At 63.2% G+C, this 20,393-nt stretch carries 12 protein-coding genes; 6 read left to right on the top strand and 6 right to left on the bottom strand.

The annotated features are described in order from the left end of the window. Positions 1-204: 204 nt before the first annotated feature. The 4 genes from DKM19_RS10330 to DKM19_RS10320 form a co-directional block, all read right to left on the bottom strand. A complete protein-coding gene (locus DKM19_RS10330; protein WP_110695504.1) occupies positions 205-3,429 on the bottom strand; it encodes a type I restriction endonuclease subunit R in 3,225 nt (1,074 codons plus the stop codon). Continuing rightward, positions 3,426-4,541 carry a restriction endonuclease subunit S gene (locus tag DKM19_RS49375; RefSeq protein WP_162641406.1) on the bottom strand — a complete coding sequence of 372 codons (1,116 nt, stop codon included), beginning with the start codon at positions 4,539-4,541 and terminating at the stop codon, positions 3,426-3,428. Before DKM19_RS49375 ends, DKM19_RS10330 begins: the two co-directional genes overlap by 4 nt. A 95-nt stretch (positions 4,542-4,636) precedes the next feature. Further along, complete coding sequence (locus tag DKM19_RS10325; RefSeq protein WP_110695503.1) at positions 4,637-6,265, bottom strand: class I SAM-dependent DNA methyltransferase; 1,629 nt, start codon at positions 6,263-6,265, stop codon at positions 4,637-4,639. A 39-nt stretch (positions 6,266-6,304) separates the two neighbouring features. Continuing rightward, positions 6,305-8,023, bottom strand: a complete 1,719-nt coding sequence (locus DKM19_RS10320; RefSeq protein ID WP_239514184.1) for a hypothetical protein — start codon at positions 8,021-8,023, stop codon at positions 6,305-6,307. Positions 8,024-8,647: 624 nt separating this feature from the next. On the opposite strand from DKM19_RS10320, the gene DKM19_RS10315 reads away from it, so the two are divergent. Then, the gene (locus DKM19_RS10315) at positions 8,648-9,874 is read left to right on the top strand and encodes a DNA sulfur modification protein DndB (RefSeq protein WP_110695501.1); all 1,227 of its coding nucleotides are present in this window, start codon (positions 8,648-8,650) and stop codon (positions 9,872-9,874) included. A gap of 67 nt (positions 9,875-9,941) precedes the next feature. Here DKM19_RS10315 and DKM19_RS10310 read toward each other — a convergent pair whose 3' ends face one another. Next, on the bottom strand, positions 9,942-10,655 hold the full coding sequence (locus tag DKM19_RS10310) for an NUDIX domain-containing protein (RefSeq protein WP_110705623.1): 714 nt from the start codon (positions 10,653-10,655) through the stop codon (positions 9,942-9,944). 90 nt (positions 10,656-10,745) lie between these two features. On the opposite strand from DKM19_RS10310, the gene DKM19_RS10305 reads away from it, so the two are divergent. The 5 genes from DKM19_RS10305 (at position 10,746) to DKM19_RS52490 (ending at position 16,594) form a co-directional block, all read left to right on the top strand. Then, a complete protein-coding gene (locus DKM19_RS10305; protein ID WP_162641404.1) occupies positions 10,746-12,515 on the top strand; it encodes a hypothetical protein in 1,770 nt (589 codons plus the stop codon). Next, positions 12,515-13,411, top strand: coding sequence for a hypothetical protein (locus tag DKM19_RS10300; protein WP_110695499.1), 897 nt, complete (start codon positions 12,515-12,517; stop codon positions 13,409-13,411). Before DKM19_RS10305 ends, DKM19_RS10300 begins: the two co-directional genes overlap by 1 nt. 42 nt (positions 13,412-13,453) lie before the next feature. Then, the gene (locus DKM19_RS10295) at positions 13,454-14,104 is read left to right on the top strand and encodes a hypothetical protein (RefSeq protein ID WP_110695498.1); all 651 of its coding nucleotides are present in this window, start codon (positions 13,454-13,456) and stop codon (positions 14,102-14,104) included. 292 nt (positions 14,105-14,396) lie between these two features. After that, positions 14,397-16,085 carry a DUF6119 family protein gene (locus tag DKM19_RS10290; protein WP_162641403.1) on the top strand — a complete coding sequence of 563 codons (1,689 nt, stop codon included), beginning with the start codon at positions 14,397-14,399 and terminating at the stop codon, positions 16,083-16,085. A gap of 374 nt (positions 16,086-16,459) precedes the next feature. Next, complete coding sequence (locus DKM19_RS52490; protein WP_255415512.1) at positions 16,460-16,594, top strand: hypothetical protein; 135 nt, start codon at positions 16,460-16,462, stop codon at positions 16,592-16,594. A gap of 463 nt (positions 16,595-17,057) precedes the next feature. Here DKM19_RS52490 and DKM19_RS10280 read toward each other — a convergent pair whose 3' ends face one another. Next, complete coding sequence (locus tag DKM19_RS10280) at positions 17,058-20,315, bottom strand: N-6 DNA methylase (protein WP_204358740.1); 3,258 nt, start codon at positions 20,313-20,315, stop codon at positions 17,058-17,060. Positions 20,316-20,393: the final 78 nt, after the last annotated feature.

The following is a 20,393-nucleotide window of genomic DNA, read 5'->3' as shown; positions in this document are numbered from 1 at the left end:
CAGGACGTGAGAGAGCTCCAGGAGTGAGAGACGGGCGCTTCGCGTCCGACGCTCGACCGGGGTTCGACGCAGGTCGTCACGGGTCTCAGCCTCAACCCCAAGCTGTCAAATCGGATAAAGCTCCACTTTGCCGGAGCCTGGGTGACCTTCCACACATTGCTCGCATTTCCTCAGCGGGGCTTAAATCCGAGGCATGGATACCGGTTACTGCGCCCCCGGGGCCCACTCGTTGGCGAAGGTTTCCATCTGCTTGAGGACGAGGTCCACGGCCGCGCGCTCCTCTGCCGGCGGGTAGTCGAACTTCGCGAGCAGGCGCCGGATGCGGGTGCGCAGCTTGGCGCGTACTGGCTCGCGGGAGAGCCAGTCGACGCTCAGATTCTTACGGATGTCCGCGACCAGTGCACGGGCGATCTGCGCGAGGGTGTCGTCGCCCATCAAGACTTTCGCGAGATCGTGGTTGGCCACAGCGTCGTAGAAGGCCAGCTCGGCGTGGTTAAGCGGAGGGTCGAAGCGCTCGCCGCGCCGGGCTTCCGCGGAGACTTCCTTGGCCATGGCGACTAGCTCGGCGATCATTTCGGCGCTGTTGAGTTGCTGCCGCATGTAGCGGATCATCAGGTCTTCGAGCTTCTCGACGAAGCTCTCCCTGCGGACGATGTTGTGCCGGGTCACCTCGCGCATCTTCTGCTCGATCAACCGGCGCAGTGCCTCGGCCGTCAGGTGCGGTGTCTCGGAGTTCTGGAGTTCGCGCAGGTGCTCGTCATTGAGATGGGTGATGTCGAGTCTGCCAAGACCGGCCTCGGCGTACAGGTCTGTGATCTCGTCAGCGTCGACGACGGAGGCCGCGAGCTGGTTGAGGTAGACGTTGACCTCGGAGGCCAACGGTTTGCCGCTGGCCTCGCGGTCCGCGGCGTCCAGCTGCACCATCCAGGCGCGTACCTCACTGAAGAAGGCGATGTCCTTGCGCCAGGTCTGGAGGTCGCCGAAGCGCTCGGAGATCTCCCTGCTCATCGCGCACAGCCGGTAGAAACGCTCCAGCCGCGTGGCGCTCTCCCGGAAACGTACACCGAGCGTCTTGGCACCCGACTCGACCTGGTTGCCGGGGGTTCGCGGGTCGCGCAGATGATTGGCGGTCATGCGCAGGGCGTGCACGTACGGCTTGGGCCTGGAAGTGTCGGCCAGCAGCGTCCGCCAGGGTATGCCGGAGAGCAAGCCGCAGATGGTGGCGTGCTCGTTGCGGACCTCGGTGATGGCCCGTTCAACGTCCCTGCCCAACGTCTGGTCCTGCTGGTCGCCGGAGCTGTATTCGGCGAGTGCCTTCCTGAGGTTCTCGGTGAGCGGCGCGTAGCCGACGAGCAAGCCGTCCTGCTTACCCCGGAAGCGGCGGTTGACTCGGGCCAGAGCCTGCATCAGATTCGCCCCTCGCATGGGACGGTCCATGTAGAGGGTGTGGATCGGCGGGGCGTCATAGCCAGTGAGCAACATGGAGTGGACGATGATCAGCTCCAGCTCGTCCTTGATGTCCTTCGCCCGGGCCTGGATAATCTTGTGCTGGGAGGGGCGCAGCGCGTGGTTTTTCAGATTCTGGGGATCACTGGGAAGACCGTGAAATACGATCTTCATTTTGCCTTTGCGCGGGTCCTTGTCCACCCATTTGGGTCGCAGCTCGGCGATGGCATCGTAGACTCTGACGCAGACCTCCCGGGTGACACAGACGATCATCGCCTTGCCTGACTCGCCGATCTGCGGGCGCATCAGCTCCGAACGTCTCTCCCAGTGCGCCACCAGGTCCTCGGCGAGGGTCTTTATCCGGTCGGGAGCACCATAGACATTGGTCATCTGCGCGGCGTAGTGCAGGGCACGGCGCCGCTCGGCATCATCCATGTCCGCGGTCAACGCGTTGGCCTGCTCGTCGATGGCCTCCGGGTCCACATCCGGGGGCAGCGAGACCGGGATAAGCCGTGGCTCGTGATAAACACGGACCGTCGCCCCGTCGTCCACAGCCCGCTTGAGGTCGTAGACGTCGATGTAATCCTTGCCTGCGCCGAAGACCTCCCGAGTATTTGCGTCGGCCCTGGAGATGGGCGTGCCGGTGAAGGCGATCAACGTGGCGTACGGCAAAGCCTCGCGCAGGCGGCGGGCATAGCCATTGAGATTGTCGTAGTGGCTGCGGTGCGCCTCATCGACGATGACCAGGATGTTGCGCCGGTCGGACAGAAGCGGGTGGTCCGCGCCGACGTCCTTTTCCTGCTTGGTACGGCCGAATTTCTGCAGGGTAGTGAAAATGATGCCGCCGGTCCGGCGGTTGGTCAGCTCCGTGCGCAGCTCCTCACGGGTCTGGACCTGGGTCGGGGTCTGGCCGAGGAGGGTCTGGCTGTCCTGGAAGGTGTTGAAAAGCTGGTCGTCGAGGTCGGTGCGGTCGGTGATGACGACGATCGTGGGGTTGTTGAGCGCGGGGTGTCGGGAGGTCAGCGCGCTGGTGCACACCATCTCTTCGGACTTGCCGGAACCCTGCGTGTGCCAGACCACCCCGGCCTGCCCGTTGCTGCGGGACGCCTCGACGATCGCCTCGACGGCCCTTTGAACGGCGTAGAACTGGTGCGGCTTCGAGATGCGCTTGCCCTTGGGGGTGAAATTAACGAAGTCCTGGGTGAAGGAGAGGAACCTTGGCTGGCTGAACAGGCCATTCAGGGCAAGGAAGAGTGCCTCCGGCCCTTCATGGTCGAACGCGTTGGTGTCCACGGGGTCACCCTCGTCGTCCACGTTCCAGGGTGCGAAGTGCTCGTACTCGTCGGTGAACGGGGTTCCGTACTTGGCGGTGATCCCGTCGGAGACCAGGCAAAGCACGTTATAGCGGAACGCGAGGGGGAACTCGCCGACGTAAGTGCGGAGCTGGGCGTGCGCGTCCTTGAGCGTGGCGTGCTCGTCGGCGGCGCTTTTAAGCTCGACGACGGCGAGGGGTAGGCCGTTGACGTAGAGGACGAGGTCGAAGCGGCGTTCATACTCACCGTCCATGACGGTGACCTGATTGACGGCGCGATAGGTGTTCGCCTCGGGGTTGCGCAGGTCGACGATGCGGATAGTGGGAGTGTGCTCCGCACCGAACTCGTCGGTATAGGGGACTGCTCGGATGCCGGAGGTGAGGTATTCGTGAGCGAGCCGGTTCTCGGGGAGTGGTTCACGGGAGGTGGGGGCGGTGGCGACGGAGAGGGCGTCGTCTATGGCGTTAGGGGGGAGAGCAGGGTTAAGACGCTCGATCGCTCCGTGCAGCTCATCATGGAGGATGAGGTCGTCCCAGGTCATCCGCTTTTCGGAACCGGGAGAGATGTCCTTACCCGCTGTGGACTCCCAACCCAGCTGGGCAAGCTCTTCCAGAGCCAGCTTCTCCCAGGTGGCCTCGGTCATCTTGTCGTTGTTCTTGTTGATAGTCATAAGGCGTCCTCGACGACTTGTTCCGCGTCCCTGACATGGATTCGACCGGACATGAGTTGGGGGAGGAGGGTGTCGCGCAGGGCAGCGAGGGTGCGGGATTCGTTTTCGAGCGACTTCATGTGTGCGAATGCTTTTGATACTGCAGCACCGAAATCCGTGAGCGCTTCAGCTTTAGGACGATTTACGAGAAAATCTGCCACGTCGGTAGCGCTAACCCGCTGGCGTCCGGAGGATCCGACCATGTTGCGAATGGCGTGGGCTCGGAAGCGTTCATTTCGTGCGAGGAAGTAGCTCAACTCGCTGGGGATCCCAGGTCGAGAGCGCATGACGATAAACTCGGTAGACCCCACTCCTACTTCGCCCTCAGCCATGAAGTCGACGAACCCAGTCTTGCCGTTCTCTAGGCACGGAGTTATGCGTGCAAGAAGTGTGTCGCCGTTCGAGAAGCGTGTTCCCGACTTTGGCTTCCTGCGCGCCCATGTTTGGATTCCTGCACGATTCGTCGAGAGGGCCGCCATATCCACGTATACAGCTTCGCCAGTCGAGGGTTTGGAGACCTTTGGATTGAACTCAATTAGCTCCGATGCCATGATTGTATTGGCTGGGTCAAGTTCCCCAGCAACACCCAACTCATCGAATTGCAATTGCAGGAGCTGCTCGTAGATCGCCGCAATACGCTCATTGACTTCAATCTTGTCGTCTAGCGCCCCAAGCAGCATCGTGGTAGCACGCTGCTCATGAAGCGGTGGACATGGGACGCAGAGATTACTTAGATCACTACTCCTGATGCCAGCCACTGCGACCTGCTCTACTATGCTCCCGATGAGCTTTCGTCCAACAGGTGAACGGAACAGGTAGTAGTAGAATTCGGGACTCGCCCGCCTTGCGTCCAACCTAGCTCGAATGATGGAGCTTTCCCATGTTGTATTTCTCGACACAGAGGTAACGATGGTGCATTTTCCCGCACCTTCCGCCGTTAGAGAACGCCTTGCGAACAAAAGATCCCCCGGCGCTACCAAATAGCGACTAGAGTCCGAGTGATCAATATCAACCAATGACATATCCACATCGCCAAGCCGGGGATATCGAAAGAGTTCCCCCATGTTGATCATTCGGATTCCAATTCCTCGCCTATCTTTCGAAACGGTCACCCCGCTGCGGAGTGGATAGGAGAGCAAGTCTCCGAATCGTGCACTCTGGGCCTTCATCAGATCCTCCCCGACTGCTCGCGCACGACCTTCTCCAGCCGTGCCGACTCCTCGAAGTGCTCGAACAGCTCCTCTCTCAGCCGTGCGATCCGCTCCTCCATCGGCTCCGCATCCGGGTCATCCTCGGTCTCCGCCGCGCCGACGTACCGCCCCGGCGTCAGCACGAAGTCGTGCTCGCGGATCTCTTCCAGAGTCGCCGAATAGCAGAAGCCGGCCACGTCCTCGTACTTCAGGCCCTTCGTCTTGACGGACTCCGTGCCGCGCCAGGCGTGGTAGGTGTCGGCGATTCTGGCGAGGTCGTCGTCCGTCAGGATGCGCTCAGTTCGGTCAATCATCGTTCCCAGGTTTCGGGCGTCGATGAACAGCACCTCCCCGCGTCGCTCGCTAAGCGCCTTCGTCCCCTGCGGGGTCTTGTCTTTAGTCAGGAACCACAGGCAGACCGGAATTGCCGTCGTTCGGAACAGGTTGCCGGGCAGTGCCACCATGCACGCGACCAGGTCGGCCTCGACCAGTGCCGCGCGGATCTCACCTTCGCCCGACTGCTTGGAAGCCATCGAGCCGTTCGACAGGACCACGCCCGCGCTACCGCGCTCCCCCAGCTTGGAGACGATGTGCTGCAGCCAGGCGTAGTTGGCGTTGGACTGCGGTGGAACGCCAAACCTCCACCGGGGGTCCTTCGTGTTCCGCGCCCAGTCGGACATGTTGAACGGCGGGTTGGCCATGATGAAGTGGGCCTTGCGGTCAGGGTGCTTGTCCTCGACGAAGGTGTCGGCCCAGCGGTCGCCCACGCCCTTGACGTCCATGCCGTGGATGGCAAGGTTCATCTTCGCCAGCCGCCAGGTGCGCTCGTTGGCCTCCTGGCCGTACACCGCGATGGCGTGGGTGTAGTCGTGGCCTCTGTGGGCGGTGACGAACTTTCTGGCTTGGACAAACATGCCGCCTGAGCCGCAGCACGGGTCGTAGACCCGGCCCTCGTACGGTTCCAGGATCTCCACCAGTAGCCGTACCACGCTCGCAGGGGTGTAGAACTCCCCTGCGCGCTTGCCCTCGGCGCGGGCGAACCGCTCAAGGAAGTACTCGTAGGTCTCACCCAGCACATCCTGCGCCGGGCGATCACCGTGGCCTGTAAAGCGGGCGTCGCTGATCAGATCGACAAGTTCCTTGAGGCGCTTCTTGTCGACATTGTCCCGGTTGAAGATCGTCGGAAGAACCCCGGTGAGGGTCGGATTCTCCTTCATGGTCGCGTTCATCGCGTCGTCGAGAAGCTTGCCGACGCCGTCTGCCGCGCTCTGTGCATTGTCAGAGATGTAGTCCCAGCGGGCGGTCGGCGGAACCCAGAAGACGTTCTCCTCGGTGTACTCGTCCTTTTCCTCTAGGAAGGCAGCGCGGCGGTGCTCAGGGATCTCGGCCAGCTCCGGGTCCGCAATGAGCTGAGCACGGCGCTCGGCGAAGGCGTCGGAGACGTATTTGAGGAAGACCAGGCCGAGGACGAATTCCTTGTACTGGGAGGCGTCCATGGAGCCGCGGAGCTTATCCGCGGCCTTCCACAGGATGTCCTGGATTTCTTTGGTGGTGGACATGTCGAGCAGCTCACCCTGGCCGGGTGTCGCTTGTTTGCGCGGGGGCATCGGTTCTCTTCTCCGTAGGGGGTTGGGAGTTGTGAAGGATCAGGGGTCGGCGATGGTGAGGGTGCCATCGGCGAGACCGGCGACCGTCAGGCGACGAATCTCGGTGAGCGTGTCGTCCTGGGCGTGCAACAACTCCTGGCGTTGCTCGATGTCGGCGAGGAAAGCGTCAGCACGCCTCATGTCCGCCGGGTCCAGGTCGGGGACGACGAAGTCCTCGATCGGCCGTGCGGCCCGTACCGCGCCGGGGCTGCGACCGGTGTTCCTGGCCGCGCCAAGCAGGGCGGCGAGTACACGGGGGGTGAGAGGGCGTTCGGTGTTGGGGGCGACGCGCAGGACGCGGGCGGGGAACGCAACGACGGAGAGACCGTCGTGGTCAACCATCAGGCCGAGCCGGGGCGAGGTGGTGTAGACGATGTCGCCGGGCTCGGTGAAGGCCGCGTTCCCGTACGTGGCGAGGACGGCGCGGTCGATGCGCCGCGCGCCGATCGGTCCGCCGCCGATCTCCTCGGTGCCGAGCACGTTGTGATGACCGTCCGGCACGATGTGCTCCGCGTTGAGACGGTGGCCGCTGACCTTCATGACCCGCTGCGCGGCGATGAGCGCCCGGACCGCGGTGGGCGTGGGCACCCTGCCGGTGCGCTGCACGACGTTGACGTGCGGACGGCCGTGGTCATCGGCGTATCGCCGGGCCTGCTCGCCGGCCCGCTCCAACCGACCCTCGGCCTCGGCGATCAGCGCGGGGCGTTCGGTCACCGTACGGGACAGGGTCTGGGAAGCGGGCGGTCCCGGCGGGGTGAGTGAACCGCCGAACCTCGCGTCGAGCTGAGCGATGGAGACGACATGCCCGTAGCGGGGGTCGTGCCCGGCATGGCGGCCCTCAGCCCGCCAGATCAGGACATCCTCGGCCAGCCGCGTACGCACCTGCTCGTTCAGCGGCTCGGCGCTGATGTCGGCGAGCAGCACGTATCCGCGTGCGGCCAGGACCGGGTCGCGTGTGAGCACCCAAAGCGCGCAGCGGTAGCCGGGCCGGTACGGGGTCACGCCGCCGGGAAGGTCGATGACCGCCTCGACGACACCGCTCCGTAGTAGGGCGGAGCGGAGCTGGGCCTCCTGGGTGTCAGACAGCGCATCGACCAGGGCGTCGGCGGGGCCGAGCACGAGCGCTGTGTGGCCGGGTCCCAGCAGGTCGGCGATCCTTTCGATGCCCACCAGCGCGGTGAACTTCGACCGTGTCTCGGCGGCTTGGTAGGGAAGCTGAGTGACGATCAGGTCCGGGTCCGCCAGCCTCTCCTCCAGGTCAAGGCCGGTCTGGACATCGAGGTCAACCTCCTCGACACCGGCGAGCAGCAACCGGCGACGGACAAGGCGGGCGAGGCGGGCGTCGGGCTCCGCGGCCAGGGCGCGTGTCGTCGCGGGGGCGTCCACGGCATGCACGATCGCCGCCAGGAGATCTCCCGCTCGGGCGTGCGGGTCAGCGACGGTGATCTGCTCGCGCCGCTCCACCACGGACCGGGGATCGGCGAGCTGGACAAAGAGTTCCTGCAGGTCGAGGGTGAGAGCCTCGGCAGTGAGCTCCGTGAGTCCGAGGCGTGCCCGCAGCTCCAGAAGCCGTTCGTACGCGCCCCCGGTGGTATAGGCGGCCTCGACCAGATCCTCGGCGAGGTGCGCCAGCACGACCGCCGAACTGTTGGCGGCCCGCAGCTCGCGGAGCACGAATTCGTCCTCGGGATCCATCCGCTCGGCCCGGTTCTGGAGCACCTTCCATGCTTCATCAGCATTTATATGCCCATTGTCCGCTTTGCCATAAATAAGAGGTTTTTGGTCGAGGTGACGGAGGCAGAGCAGGCTGCCGACAATTTCAACGAGGTGTCGTGGGCCGAAATGACCTTTATGGCCGGAAATAACATGAAGAGCCAACTCTGCCCGAAGGTGGGCGGGGTCGGCATTCCCCCGCCCCGTGGCTAGGAGCCACTCGACCACCTCCCGCCCATCGAACCAGGAGCGTCCGGCGTTCTCGAAGACGACGGCAGGAAATCCACTGTGCCTACGGCGCCAAGTAGGGACCACGGAGCGCTGGACCTGTGCCATCGCCGCGATCTCGGACATCGAAACCAGCGAGAGGGCGGAGCTCTCCGGGAGGGGAAACGACGGCTGCGCCATGCGGACTCTTCCCCTCGTGATCGCTGTCGGCCTTCGACTCCGCACACATTACGACCAAAAGGGAAAATGTAGAGTGCTTTTCTTGATACCGGGGGATGTCAGGAATTCAGCCACTACAAGGAAGGAAAAGGTGTCAATCTCGTCTCACGCCACCCCAGGACGTTTGGTCTCGCGAAATCTCGCCGGACCTGAGCCGTTCCCTGCCGAGAGAGAGCTAGAACAATGACGCTGACCATGCCGACCGCGGCCGTCGAAGGAATCCAGCTGATCGTGACCCCGTTCCGGCCGGACGCGGTGATCGGAACGATGGGGCTGTCGACGCTGCTCCAGCTCGTCCCCTCCCCGAAGACCGAGGAGGACAAGCGGGCGCTGAAGTACGCCCCCGGCGCCCTGCGCCGGCATGCCGAGCTCCGCGCCCTGGTGCAGCGGATGCTGAAGACCACCCAGAAGGGGCGGAATGTCACCTCGTACGCGTCCTACATCGCCTCAGGTGTGAACGGTGAGTACGGCTCCGGCTGGTCCACTCCACCCATCACGCTCTGGCTGGACGGCCAGCCCGGCACGGTCGGCGACGAGCTGATCCCCGGCAGCGGCATCTGCGCCATCACGATGATCGCTGGTACGTCGGTGGTGGCCGTCGACGGGGAGACCCAGGTCGCCGCATGGCACGAGCTGTCCGACAACCCGGAGCGCTTCGGGATCACCTACGAGCGGCTGAGCACGGTCCGGGTGCCGTTCGAGCTCTACTTCGGGCTGAGTGTCGCGGACGCCCGGCAGATCTTCTACGACCGCAACGTCGAGGGGGTGCCGGTCGCCAAGAACCTGGCGATGTCCATGGACCAGCGCGACATCGGCACCCGGCTCGCCCATCGTGTCGCGGGCGCGGCCAAGGTCGAGCACGACGGGAAGATCGTGCCGTTCGCCAAGCTCATGCAGACGCGCAAGCGGCAGCTCACCAAGACCGACCCTGAGCTGATCACCCTCTCCGCCCTGCGGGTGCTGGTGATCACCGCGCTGCACGGACGGTCCGGTCTCACTCTGTCCTCTACGACCCTGCACGAGAGCGGTCTGCCCGAGGGGGTCACCGCCGAGCAGGCCGAGCGCCGGCTCCTCGACCTGCTGCCGGAGCTCCTCACGCGTCTGCATCCGCACTTCGCCGCGCGTGGCGCCGTCTCCGCACCGGCCGTACTCGCCGGGATCGGCATCGTCGTACACCAGGCCACCGGTTGGGCGTCCTCGGGCAGGCAGCTGAGCCAGGACGAGCTGATCGAGCTGCTGGACTCGGTGCGCTGGGAGCGCGAGGCCCGCTACTGGGACGGCGTCGCCGCCAGCGCGAACGCCCAGGGAACCCTCAACTTCGGCGGCGGGGCCAAGGACTCCGGTGGGCGCGTCGCAGACGCCCTGCTGCACCCCGACACCGAGCACGGCCGTAAAATCCGCGGCTGGTAGTCGAGGCTATGGCTGGTTCGGGGTACACCGGTGAAGCGGCGTACCCCGAACCGGCACCCTCGACGAATCAGGAGAAGACCTCGCTTGATCGCAACAGCGGCGGGACCAGCAGCGATGCGGACCCCCGGCGGTAGAGAGCTGCGGGTCTGCCGGTCTCAGGAAAGCGGCGCCCACCCGTGGGTTCGAGGAACCCTTCCGTCCGCGTCACCTTCCTGCGGAAATTACTGGGATCGAGCTTGAATCCCCACACTGCCTCATAGATGTGGCGCAGGTCGCCAACAGTGAACGGCTCAGGGCAAAACGCCGCAGCCACCGTCGTGTGCTCAAGTTGTGTCCTCGCCCGCTCCAGACCATCGCTCAGTATCGCGGCATGGTCGAAAGCCAGCGACGTGTCGTCAGCGAGGGCAGATGAGATCGGCTCCCAGCGTGCCGCTGCGGCATCCGTACCTGCGACGGGCAGCGGAAGATCAGGACCGAGTGCCAGGTAGGCCACCGTGATAACTCTGCCCCGCGGATCACGGTCCGGGTCACTGTAGGCATGCAACTGCTCCAGATGCAGCTTGCGGCCGTCAAGCCCGGTCTCCTCACTCAGCTCCCGCAGCGCGGCCTCATCCAGGGTCTCCCCGTCTCGGACAAACCCACCTGGCAACGCCGCCTGCCCCAGGTATGGCTTATTGCCTCGCTCGATTAGCAGGACCCGCAGCTGATCCCGCCGGACGGTGAGGATCACTAGGTCGACGGTCACGGTGACCGATGCCCGGCCTCGACTGGATCTTTCCATCATGAAAACACTGTAGCTAAAGGTCACCTTGACCTGAAATGGTCGACGACTTATGGTCAAGAGGACCTAAACGAAGAGTGGGAGGGTGGCATGGCTCGATCGGAAGCAGCACGAGGCGAGCAGGGACACCACGGTTCCTTGAGGAAAGACACGGCCACCCGTCACCTCTGCGCGGGTGTTTATCTCGATCCCGCCTTTTGCCGCGTCATCCTTCGTCAGGTCCACAACGACACGACACGTATGGTCGCCCCGTCGTACGGCTTTGATCTCGTCCCGGTCATCAGGCACGCCTGGTGGGCATGGAGCCTGGAGATGGCGCAACACGTGTGCGTCCTAGCGGTCTTCGCTATCGGTTTCCTCGTCGATCCGCCGGCCACCTTCGCCGTCGCCAGCGCACTCGGGTTCTGGGGCCTGTTTCGCCTGATGGTCAGAAGTGCCCGGGTGGTGCTCCCACTTCGAGCCAAGGCGGCGATGAACAGATGGCTGCGGAAAACAAGGTGGCAAAGCGAATCGGACGAACTACGGCAGCAGACACGCCTTCTACGTCTCAGCGGCATGGGGTGTGCCGTCCTGATCATGCTGCTTCCTCTGACAGCCGCGTTCTCCCGCGTTCCGCTGGACAACGTGACGAGAGCGACGGCGTTCCTCGCGCTGCTGATCACTGTCGTGGTGGGCGCAAGAGGTGCCGCCTACCAGTGGCGCCTCAATCGCATGCACGGAGCAGACTCGCCAGGACCGCAGAAACTCACCTTGCGCCAACAAGCAATCAAGGACCAGCAGTCGCACCCCTACGTGGTCTACCGCAGGCCCTTGCAGTCGGTGGTCGAAGTGGAACCGGAGGACCTCGTCTTCGAGTTGGTCGACGAGGACCGGAGCCCGTTCGTGGGCAGCGGCGAGCTTGTGCACCGCTGGCTTCCCCCGCTCACCATCCAGCTCTTGCGATCAGTGAAAGACCCGGCGGATCTCAAGAAACACAAATCGATGGAAGAGCTAGAGCCTCCGACACCACGTTTTGGGGCTCATGAGCTCGTGGCCTATCTGAAGGCCGCGATGGCCCCCATGGGGGACACCAACGATCCGACCGGGCTGCGCGGGTTCACCATGCGGGACCGGTTGTACATCGCCGAGACCGACGTACCCCCTCGACCCGAATGGCTACGGAAGCGGCCCGACCCGAGTGACGTAGATAAGATCATCGATGACCCCTACGGCGCCGTTCACCATTTTCTGGAGATCGGTGCTAGTGCCACCGGAGAGCTGGTCACGACGGTCTTCCTCCGGGTCACGGTCAAGGGCCGAGCGCTCAGTCTCGATTTCGCCGCCTGCGCGCTGACCCGCACTCCCACCGAGTATCACGTGCTCAACGGCTTCGGTGAGAACGGCGCGAGCGCGGTGGTGCGCTCTACATTGCGCAGGCTGTTCAACCTTCCCGTCGAAGTAGCGGGAATGTGGCATCTAGCCGGGGCTCCCCTGCTCTTGACCAGTGCCGTACGAGCCCGGAAGAACCGCATGCTCAAACCCCGGCGCGGGATGGCCATCGGCGCCGAACTGAGCATCCGGGAAGAGAAGTCAACCCCGTGGAAGCATGCGCAACTGGACGAGGTCACCATCCACGACCACATGAAACTCATCGAACAGCGCCTACTCAAAGCAGTCGAGGACTTTCTCGAGTCACATGGGCTCGACACCTCTGCGTTCAAGAAAAAGGCGACCAGCATCATCAACACGGGCGTGCTCAACATGGGCGGAAGGACCGAGATCAAGCAGTCAGCAATAGGCACCGGCGCACAAGTACGTGCGGACGCTCGCGAACCCGACAAGAACCCCGAGCAGTCCTCGAAAAGCGAAGGAGATCAGTGATGACCGGAAACAGTGGTGTCGTCAGCTATGGGGGATCCACGGTGGTCAGCCAGTCTGCGGTCGGACACGGAGCGACAGTCAACCTGTCGGCCGACCGAGAGAAGAAAACACCACATGGCAGGCGTGCCGACGTGGGAGTGATCACCGTACTCAGCAAGGAGGCTAAAGCGATCTACAAGGTGCTCGGCCTACAACGGGCCCAAAGCGGAGATCTTCCCTTCTTCGAAGGGACGGTGAACGTCCGGGACACGGTCACCCGAGTCGCTGCCATCCGCGCGCTGTCCCCAGGACAGCGGTCGACCGTCATGGCCTTCGATCACCTCCGTCGGCACTACAACCCCGCCATCGTTGTGCTAGTCGGAATCGGTGGAGGCATCCACACGGACATCGAAATCGGCGACGTCGTCGTAACTCCCCGGGTCGTCTACTACGACCTCCGCAAGGAGACCCCGGATGGGCAGAAGCGCAGAGGCGAGGAACGCGAAGCACCGGCTGCGATCGGCCACGCCCTCAACTCCTTCTTCATCGACTACGACGAGTCGGACAGTTTCCAGACCACCGACACCCACGGCATCACACGTGAGCACCGAGTACTCACTGGGCCGATCGGCTCAGGCGAAGCAGTGATCGCGAATGCCGAGTCGGAGATCATCCGATACCTGAAAGCCTTCAACGACAAGATCCTCGCCGTGGACATGGAGGCCGGCGGTCTGACCCAGGCATTCCACGAGCAGGACGGGCCCCAGACCGTACGCGGCTGGGTCGTCGTGCGAGGGATCTCCGATGATGCCAGCCCGACCAAGAACGACGACTACCACGACATCGCCGCATGGCACGCGGCGACGGTCCTGCGCAGCCTCCTCCCCTATCTACATCTGCCGACTGACAGGGCCTGACCTCCTAGCACTCCCTGGCGGTCGTTGACGAAGGAGACGGACATGAACGAGTTCGTACTCGGTGTGGTGAGCTCTCTCCTCGCCACCGCCCTCGCCGTCGCGGGAGGCTGGGCCTTCTCCATGCGTTCCCGCCAGTGGCCGGTCGCACTTCTCTCCCGGCTGACAGGCCTGGGGGTTCGGCGCGTCCTCCCGCGACAGCGCCTGGCCTCCAGAGAACTGGCGTCCGAACTGACCCGTGCACGTTGGGTGCGCGTTCTCGCCGGCCGCGGGAACGAATTGACGCGCGACGGATTCACCCCCGTCTGGGAGGCCGCGGGCAGGCGACTGGAGTCCGTACAGGTCCTCCTTCCCGATGCCGACCTCGGCCCCGACTCCTGGCTCTCCAGACGGGAGGAGGAAATGCGCCGTGTGGATTTGGGCTTCTCTTCCGGCCTGCTCACCGAACAGGTGCGTATAAACGCCGCTTACGTGAGCGAGGTCGCCCGGCACCGCGAGCATGTCTCGCTGCGGTTCTACAACCTGCCCAACGTGCACCGCGTCATCATCACCGACAACGTCGCCTACCTGACCATCTACCAGCAGGCAGAACACGGCCGTAACTCCCCGTGCATCGTCGCGCGTCGTCCAGGGCTGATGTACGACTACGCATTGCTCCTCTTCAGCACCGCCTGGAACCACAGCCGCCCGGCATAGTGATCCCACAAATCTCAGTAGTGGCCGCAGCGGATGGCAGAGATCTTCCACTCCGCTCCGGGAGCGGTCGCATGAAGTGGGACAGCAGGTCGGAGGCGTAGCCGAATCGGCCAGTGGTTCGACCTCCGCTGCACCGTGCGGCCAGCTGTCATTCCGACGACCGCCGGTAGAGCACCACGTATCAGTCCACCCTCGCCAACAGCACTTTTAGCCCTGCAGTCGCTCGACCACGGCTTGAACGAGCGGATCGGCATTTTCCGGCATCATCCCCCTACTCCATAAGGAGATCGGCGTGAACAACGACCACGAGATAATCACCTCTGATTCCGACGAGGAAACCGCTCCTCGGACAAGGCGCGGCACGCTGTACCTGCTCCAGGACGTCCCGGTTGCCCCTGAAGACCTACACGAGGCGCTGAACCTCAAATACCAGGAAGAACACAACTTCACGATCCAGGAAGTGGGTATCGGTTCTGTCCGTGGCCTGCTCTACACCGGGGTTATCGGCGGAGGCCGCCCTCCCGAGTGGATCGATGCGATACACCGGCTCACAGCTGTCCGTCCCTCGGTGGAGAACCGGACGGCCGCAGGAGTGCTGCTCGTCCCCATCGAGGGCAAGGTGTTCGCCATCACTTATGGGATGGGGCATCTCCTCCTTAATCCGTCCCATGTCACGCCGGGCTTCGGATTCGGATTCGCTCTGAGGACGCTCAATCCGGATGCTGTCCGCCAGGTCACCCACAGCATGATGGACGCGCGTGGACGGACCGATCGGAACTCGGCGGCTCAAGACCAGCACATCCGTGCTTTCGCCATCGAAGAGTACGGCGAAGTGGTCAGCCGCCTCGCCGGCAAGATAGGAGAGATCTCGCTCACCCTGAACAAGGGACGCAAGCAGTCCGTACAGATCGCCGGCACCGATGCCCTCAAGATCCATCTGGGAAGTGCGCCGAAGGAACTGCTTTCGGATCTGGCCGAGATCAATCGGATCGCCACCAAGGAATCGCCCGCACCTGCGTTCGACGTCATCGCCCGTGTTCGGCCGCTCAAGTCCGACGACAGCCGCCGAGTCGAACTTGACCGGCGTCTCGACGGATTGCTGGGCGACCCGTCGCTCGGCAGCATCGCACTGACGGCGCCCACTGTCTGTCTGGACGAAGCGGACAGCGCCACGTCGCACTGGGTCAAGATTGGCCCGCGAAGGGAGTCCGTCCACGATCTGGACCTGGACCACGTGCTGACGAAGACGCAAAGCCTGCGAGAAGGAAGGCGGCTAACCGCGCTGGCCAAGGGACACATCCAGCTGTGTCGAGATGAGGCAGGCCAGGAGGTCGCCAGCGCCAAGATTCCGGCGCACAAGTGGCTGGCCGCCGAAGTAGCGCTCGGAACGAGCCGCTTCTTCTATCACGAGGGGCGCTGGTACGAGGTTGGCGATCGGCACCTCGAGAGCATTCGGGAGCAGGTCCGTGAACTTCTTGCCGCCTCCGCAGGGAGCTCACTGATCAACTGGACCGCTGCCCTCAAGGACGAGGAGGCCTACAACAAGGCAGCAGCAGCCGCGGGCGGATTCGTCTGCATGGATAGGAAGCTCATCTTTACCGAGCAGCACCCGCGAGGCTTCGAGTCCTGCGATTTGTTCGGTGTGGAGAACGAGCTCATCCATGTCAAGCGCGCCGCGTCGACCGCGCCGCTGAACCATCTCTTCGCCCAGGGGCGTGTCTCCGCTGATGCTCTCCGTCTGGACAGTTCGGCCCGTCACAAGTTTCTCAAGAAGGTGAGGGAGAAAGACCCCGGCCACCCCGTCAAGGATGACTTCATGCCCAAGAAGGTGATCTATGCGATCTCACTCAAGAGCGGGAAGCCTCTAACCGTCGAGAACCTGTTCACCTTCGCGCAGGTGTCACTCCTGCAGGCCACCTCGGCCCTCCGTAACGTCGGCATCGACGTCGCCGTCGTCAACATCCCAACCCTGTCCCCCTGAGGCGAGCAGGATCGCGGAGAAGCACTTGGCCGCCGATACTTCATAGGCCTCACCACTGTCTTCACCGCCGTGCCCGAGTTCACCGTGCTGCACAGTCGCCAGGAAATCGGGAAGATCGATCCCTCCCTGCTGAGCGCTTCCGTGGACGAGCCACGGTTGATCCTGCTGGGCGGGCACACGTGGCGGGTACCTGAGGACTGGAAGCGACGGCGCTGCTTCGTCGAGCCACGCGACGGTGGGGGCGGTCGGGATCGGTGACGCCTCGTTCGCGGTGGCCAGGGTGATGCGGAACGTTTCTCCTCGGCGAGGGCCCTCCAGTGACGCTGAGCCGGCAGGCGGTCAGCGGGCCGGTGTCGGTCCGCGAGGATAGACTCGTGACTGTTCACCCCGGCGGCACGGTTATCCTCCGCACGCCCTTTGGTGACCTGTGGTGGTGGACATGGGCTGGATATCGCGGCAATGCGACCCTGAAGGCGGCGCTGGGATCGCTGGCCGACGAATCCCAGTGAGTCGACGCTCTGTACCTGCGGCTTCGGGGCGATCTGACCGTTCCGGAGTGGCACTCTGCTGCCCCTAAGCTGCGAAATCAGCTGTGACTGCCGTAAGTCGACGACCATGCTGTGGATGGAGCTGTAGCGCAGCGCCGCATTTCCCCGGTAACTCGCCGTCACGGCTCTTTCGGCTCGTCTCGCCGACTTCGATGGGGCGACCGTGCTGACGAGCCACAGCGCTTCACGATCCTGTAGTACTTCCCATCATTGGTGCTCTTCACCTTTGAGAAGAGTGCGTTTCCTCTCAAAGGTGAAAAGTCCATTCTTCTGTCCTCACTCTGCCAACCAGTCACCTCTTCGGCGACAGCCGCCCAATCGGGCCGTGATCCGCACGATCCGTGCCCAACCACCACGCGATAACCTGGGCATCCACGCGCCACCCGCGAGCGTTGAATGTTCCAGGGGCGATGTTGATACCAGTTCAGTCCGCATAGGTGACTGACCTCTGGCCAGTCATCAGGTTCTCCGTCAGGGTTCGCTTGATCAGATGCAGCTTGGCCAGCTGCGTCCGTCTTCTGCTGCACTTTTTGTCCAGTTCAATGATTTCGTACGCCATTCGACGCTGTTCCTCTAGACTAGGTAGCTCGATTTCAAGGTCTAACAGGCGTTCCATGGTCAGGTGGTGCCCAAGCTCTGTCAACAAGGTGTGGGAGCGGATCCGCTGGTAGACAGTCGGATGCTGCAGCCACTCCACCAGGTACTCGGGGAGGAGCCGTTGGGTATCGGGAATGATGCGCAGCAAGTCCGAGGAGAACATTGCTCCTGACAGCTCGCCCTGCCAGACCGCCGCGCGGTCCGCACGCTCAGCGGTGAAAGAGGCATAAGCGAGAAGCACGTCCCCGGCACGCAGGAGGAAAGCTCCTGCTGTGTGGTCAGAGCGGTACCGGAGATCTCTGAGATCCATCCCACTATCACCAAAATTGTTTGCCCGCAAGACGGGGATGCCGTGAGCGTCGCGGTTCAGTGGTCCGGTAATACCACGCTGCACAGAGCGAATAACTTCCCTCAACGGAAGACGTTCGCACTCTTGCGAGGAACTGAATACTGGATCCAACGCAGGAAGGAGCACAGCCTGACGGTTGATATCCAGTTTGGCAAGTATTGCCTCGATGGCCTTTTCGGTGTCGATCACCGCATGAATTCTGCGGGCGACGCGGTGGTGCTCTCCGATGTGATGCGGACCGGCATTACCGAAGTCCCACGGCTCTGGCCGCGACCACGGGTTGTGCTGAGAGAGCAGAGTCTTGGCGGACCCTGTTAGCTGGGACTCGATCTCGCGGAACGAGAGTACATATTTCTCCTCCCAGTCCTGGTACGTCTTGACAAGTTCGCTGTGCCTGCGCATAACGAGATTCCCCAGCCTGCCAGCCAGGTCCTCACGCAGTACGCGGAGGACGATGTCCTGCTCCCCTGCCTCATCTAGGGATTGCCGGGCATCAGCGATTTGGAAGTCGGCTTCCAGCCGCCTGATCGTGGCATAGGCCTTGTCGCGCTCCCGCTTGAGCGCTAGGAGTTCGCTCTTCTCCGCCAACGCCGCGTCGGTATCGTCATCTCCATCCCCTGCTATGGCTCTTCTACTCTCGGCGTCCTTGTGTTCCGTGTCCAAGTCCACCGCTCGGGCGTTCGCTTCCGCCAGCTTTTCCAGGAACCAGGGCATCATGGCAGCGACTATCTTGTGTTCGTAGGCCTGCCGCCGCTCCGCTGCCGAAGGCTTCCGTAGGTTCCCCGTTTCGAAGCTCGGAACCTGCCCCAAGCGCTCAAGAACGTCCATCACCCAGTTGTCCACCACCGCGGCAAATCCATGCTCCACCACCGTCAGTAGGTCATACATGATCTCTCGCCACCACCCGACAACTGCGCCCGCTAGGGCGTAGCGATCCAGCAGGCCAACCGCTTCCAACCGATCGACGAGGGCCCACGTCAGCTCGCTATGCACTCGCATCAGTGTGATCTTGCGCTTCTGCGAGTTCCGGTCCGCATCCTCCCCAGACGAGTTTGCGATTGCCTCCAGCCGCCGAGCCAGGACCGCCCACGCTTCGTCGAACGCTTGCCACAGTGCGTCTTCGCGCGGGCGGGCCAGTTCCGTCAGCTGGGCAGGGCCGGGCCGCTGGCCCTCGGGCAGAAAGTCCAGATACCTGCCATGGCCGTTCTTCCGCTCCGCGAAAAGGTCCAGCGGGTCGATGCCGTACGCGGCGAGCAGATCCTTCCGGGCCGCCACCTCGGCGCGCGGCATTCCGCCTTCCAGGTGGGCGTGGACGTCCTGGGGCTCGGGCGGCGGGGTGTTGTCGACGTAGCGGTGGAGGTTGAGGTTGAAGTCGTTCTTCTTCAACTCCGTGATGTCCACGACGCGAGCGAAGCCGGGGATGTCGCGATATTCCTCGAAGGCGGCGACGACCTTCTCGGCATGCTGAGCGTCGAGGTAGTTCTGGGCCCGGCCGGAGGTAAATTCGCGATTAGCGTTGATGAACAGCACCTTGCCGCGCCGCTCCTCGGGGCGCTGGGCCGTGCCGCGCAGGACCAGGACGCAGGCGGGAATGCCGGTGCCGTAGAAGAGGTTTGGGGCCAGGCCGATGACCGCCTCCAGGCGGCCAGCCTTGATGATCCCTTCGCGGATGTCCTTCTCCCTTCCGCTACGGAAGAGCACGCCTTGCGGCAGGACGGTTGCGCCGATGCCATCAGGGAGCAGCACGGCCAGCACGTGCTGGGCGAACATCAGATCCGCCCTCGGCACGAAGCCGTACATGAACCGCTCGGGGTATTCCATGCCATCACGGGTGTAGTTCTGCGAGAACGGCGGGTTGGTGAGCACCCGGTGAAAGCGAGTCAGCTCTCCGCCCTCCGTGTGCAGCGGATTGGCGAGGGTGTCGTCGTTGCGCAGGTCAACGTTGAGCATGTCATGCAGGAGCATGTTCATCTTGGAGATGGCCCAGGTGCCGCCGTTGTACTCTTGACCGAAAAAGGTCAGGTCGTGGAAGTCCTGGCCGTGCTCCTCGACATATTCCTTGGCGTGGATGAGCATGCCGCCTGAGCCGGCACAGGGGTCGTAGACGCGCATGTTCGGGCCGGGCTTCACTAAACGGACCATCATGCGGGCAACACCGGGTGGAGTGTAGAACTCGCCGCCCTTCTTGCCTGCTGAATCGGCGAACTCGCCGATCAGACATCCGTAGGCGACGCCGAGCAGGTTTGGAAATTCGAAGTCGTCATTGCGCAGCCGGTAACGACTGAAGTGGTCGATGAGCTGCTGAAGCCGCTTGTCCGGGATCGTAGACTGGCCAACCCTCTTGGTGAAGTCGATGTGCTCCAGAACACCCTCGATCGCCTCGGAATTGGCCAGTTCCAAGGCACAGAGAGCCTTGTTCAGCAGGTTGCCGACATCTTTGGCACGGGAGGTATCCTTGATGTGCTGCCACCGGGCCTCTTCCGGAACAAAGAAGCTGACGCCCTGGTAGGAAATCGGATTGCTCGCCGCCCGCTCGACCTCCTCCCTACTCCGGCCACCGCGTTCCAGCTCCTTGATCAACTCTTCGCGGACCGCCTCGAACTGGTCGGAGCAGCGCTTCAGGAAGAGCATCCCGAAGATGTACTCCTTGTACTCGGAGGCATCCATCTTGCCTCGAAGAATGTCCGCCGCACCGAAAAGGTGCCGCTCCAGTTGCCTAAGGCCAAGCTTAGCCACGTAAGTTCCTCCTGTGCCGCTCTCCCAGATGTGCACCTGGGCGCATAGGAACCTTAAAGCCATTATGGAAGCACTGAG

Origin of the sequence: Streptosporangium sp. 'caverna' (assembly GCF_003203775.1) — a bacterium.
Taxonomy (GTDB): domain Bacteria; phylum Actinomycetota; class Actinomycetes; order Streptosporangiales; family Streptosporangiaceae; genus Streptosporangium; species Streptosporangium subroseum.
This window is presented reverse-complemented; position numbering and strand designations above follow the sequence as displayed.

Excerpts from the sequence above, each read along its gene's own strand:
- DKM19_RS10330 (WP_110695504.1), bottom strand. The coding sequence starts at position 3,429 with ATGACTATCAACAAGAACAACGACAAGATGACCGAGGCCACCTGGGAG.
- DKM19_RS49375 (WP_162641406.1), bottom strand. The coding sequence starts at position 4,541 with ATGATCAACATGGGGGAACTCTTTCGATATCCCCGGCTTGGCGATGTG.
- DKM19_RS10325 (WP_110695503.1), bottom strand. The coding sequence starts at position 6,265 with ATGCCCCCGCGCAAACAAGCGACACCCGGCCAGGGTGAGCTGCTCGAC.
- DKM19_RS10315 (WP_110695501.1), top strand. The coding sequence starts at position 8,648 with ATGACGCTGACCATGCCGACCGCGGCCGTCGAAGGAATCCAGCTGATC.
- DKM19_RS10310 (WP_110705623.1), bottom strand. The coding sequence starts at position 10,655 with ATGGAAAGATCCAGTCGAGGCCGGGCATCGGTCACCGTGACCGTCGAC.
- DKM19_RS10305 (WP_162641404.1), top strand. The coding sequence starts at position 10,746 with ATGGCTCGATCGGAAGCAGCACGAGGCGAGCAGGGACACCACGGTTCC.
- DKM19_RS10300 (WP_110695499.1), top strand. The coding sequence starts at position 12,515 with ATGACCGGAAACAGTGGTGTCGTCAGCTATGGGGGATCCACGGTGGTC.
- DKM19_RS10295 (WP_110695498.1), top strand. The coding sequence starts at position 13,454 with ATGAACGAGTTCGTACTCGGTGTGGTGAGCTCTCTCCTCGCCACCGCC.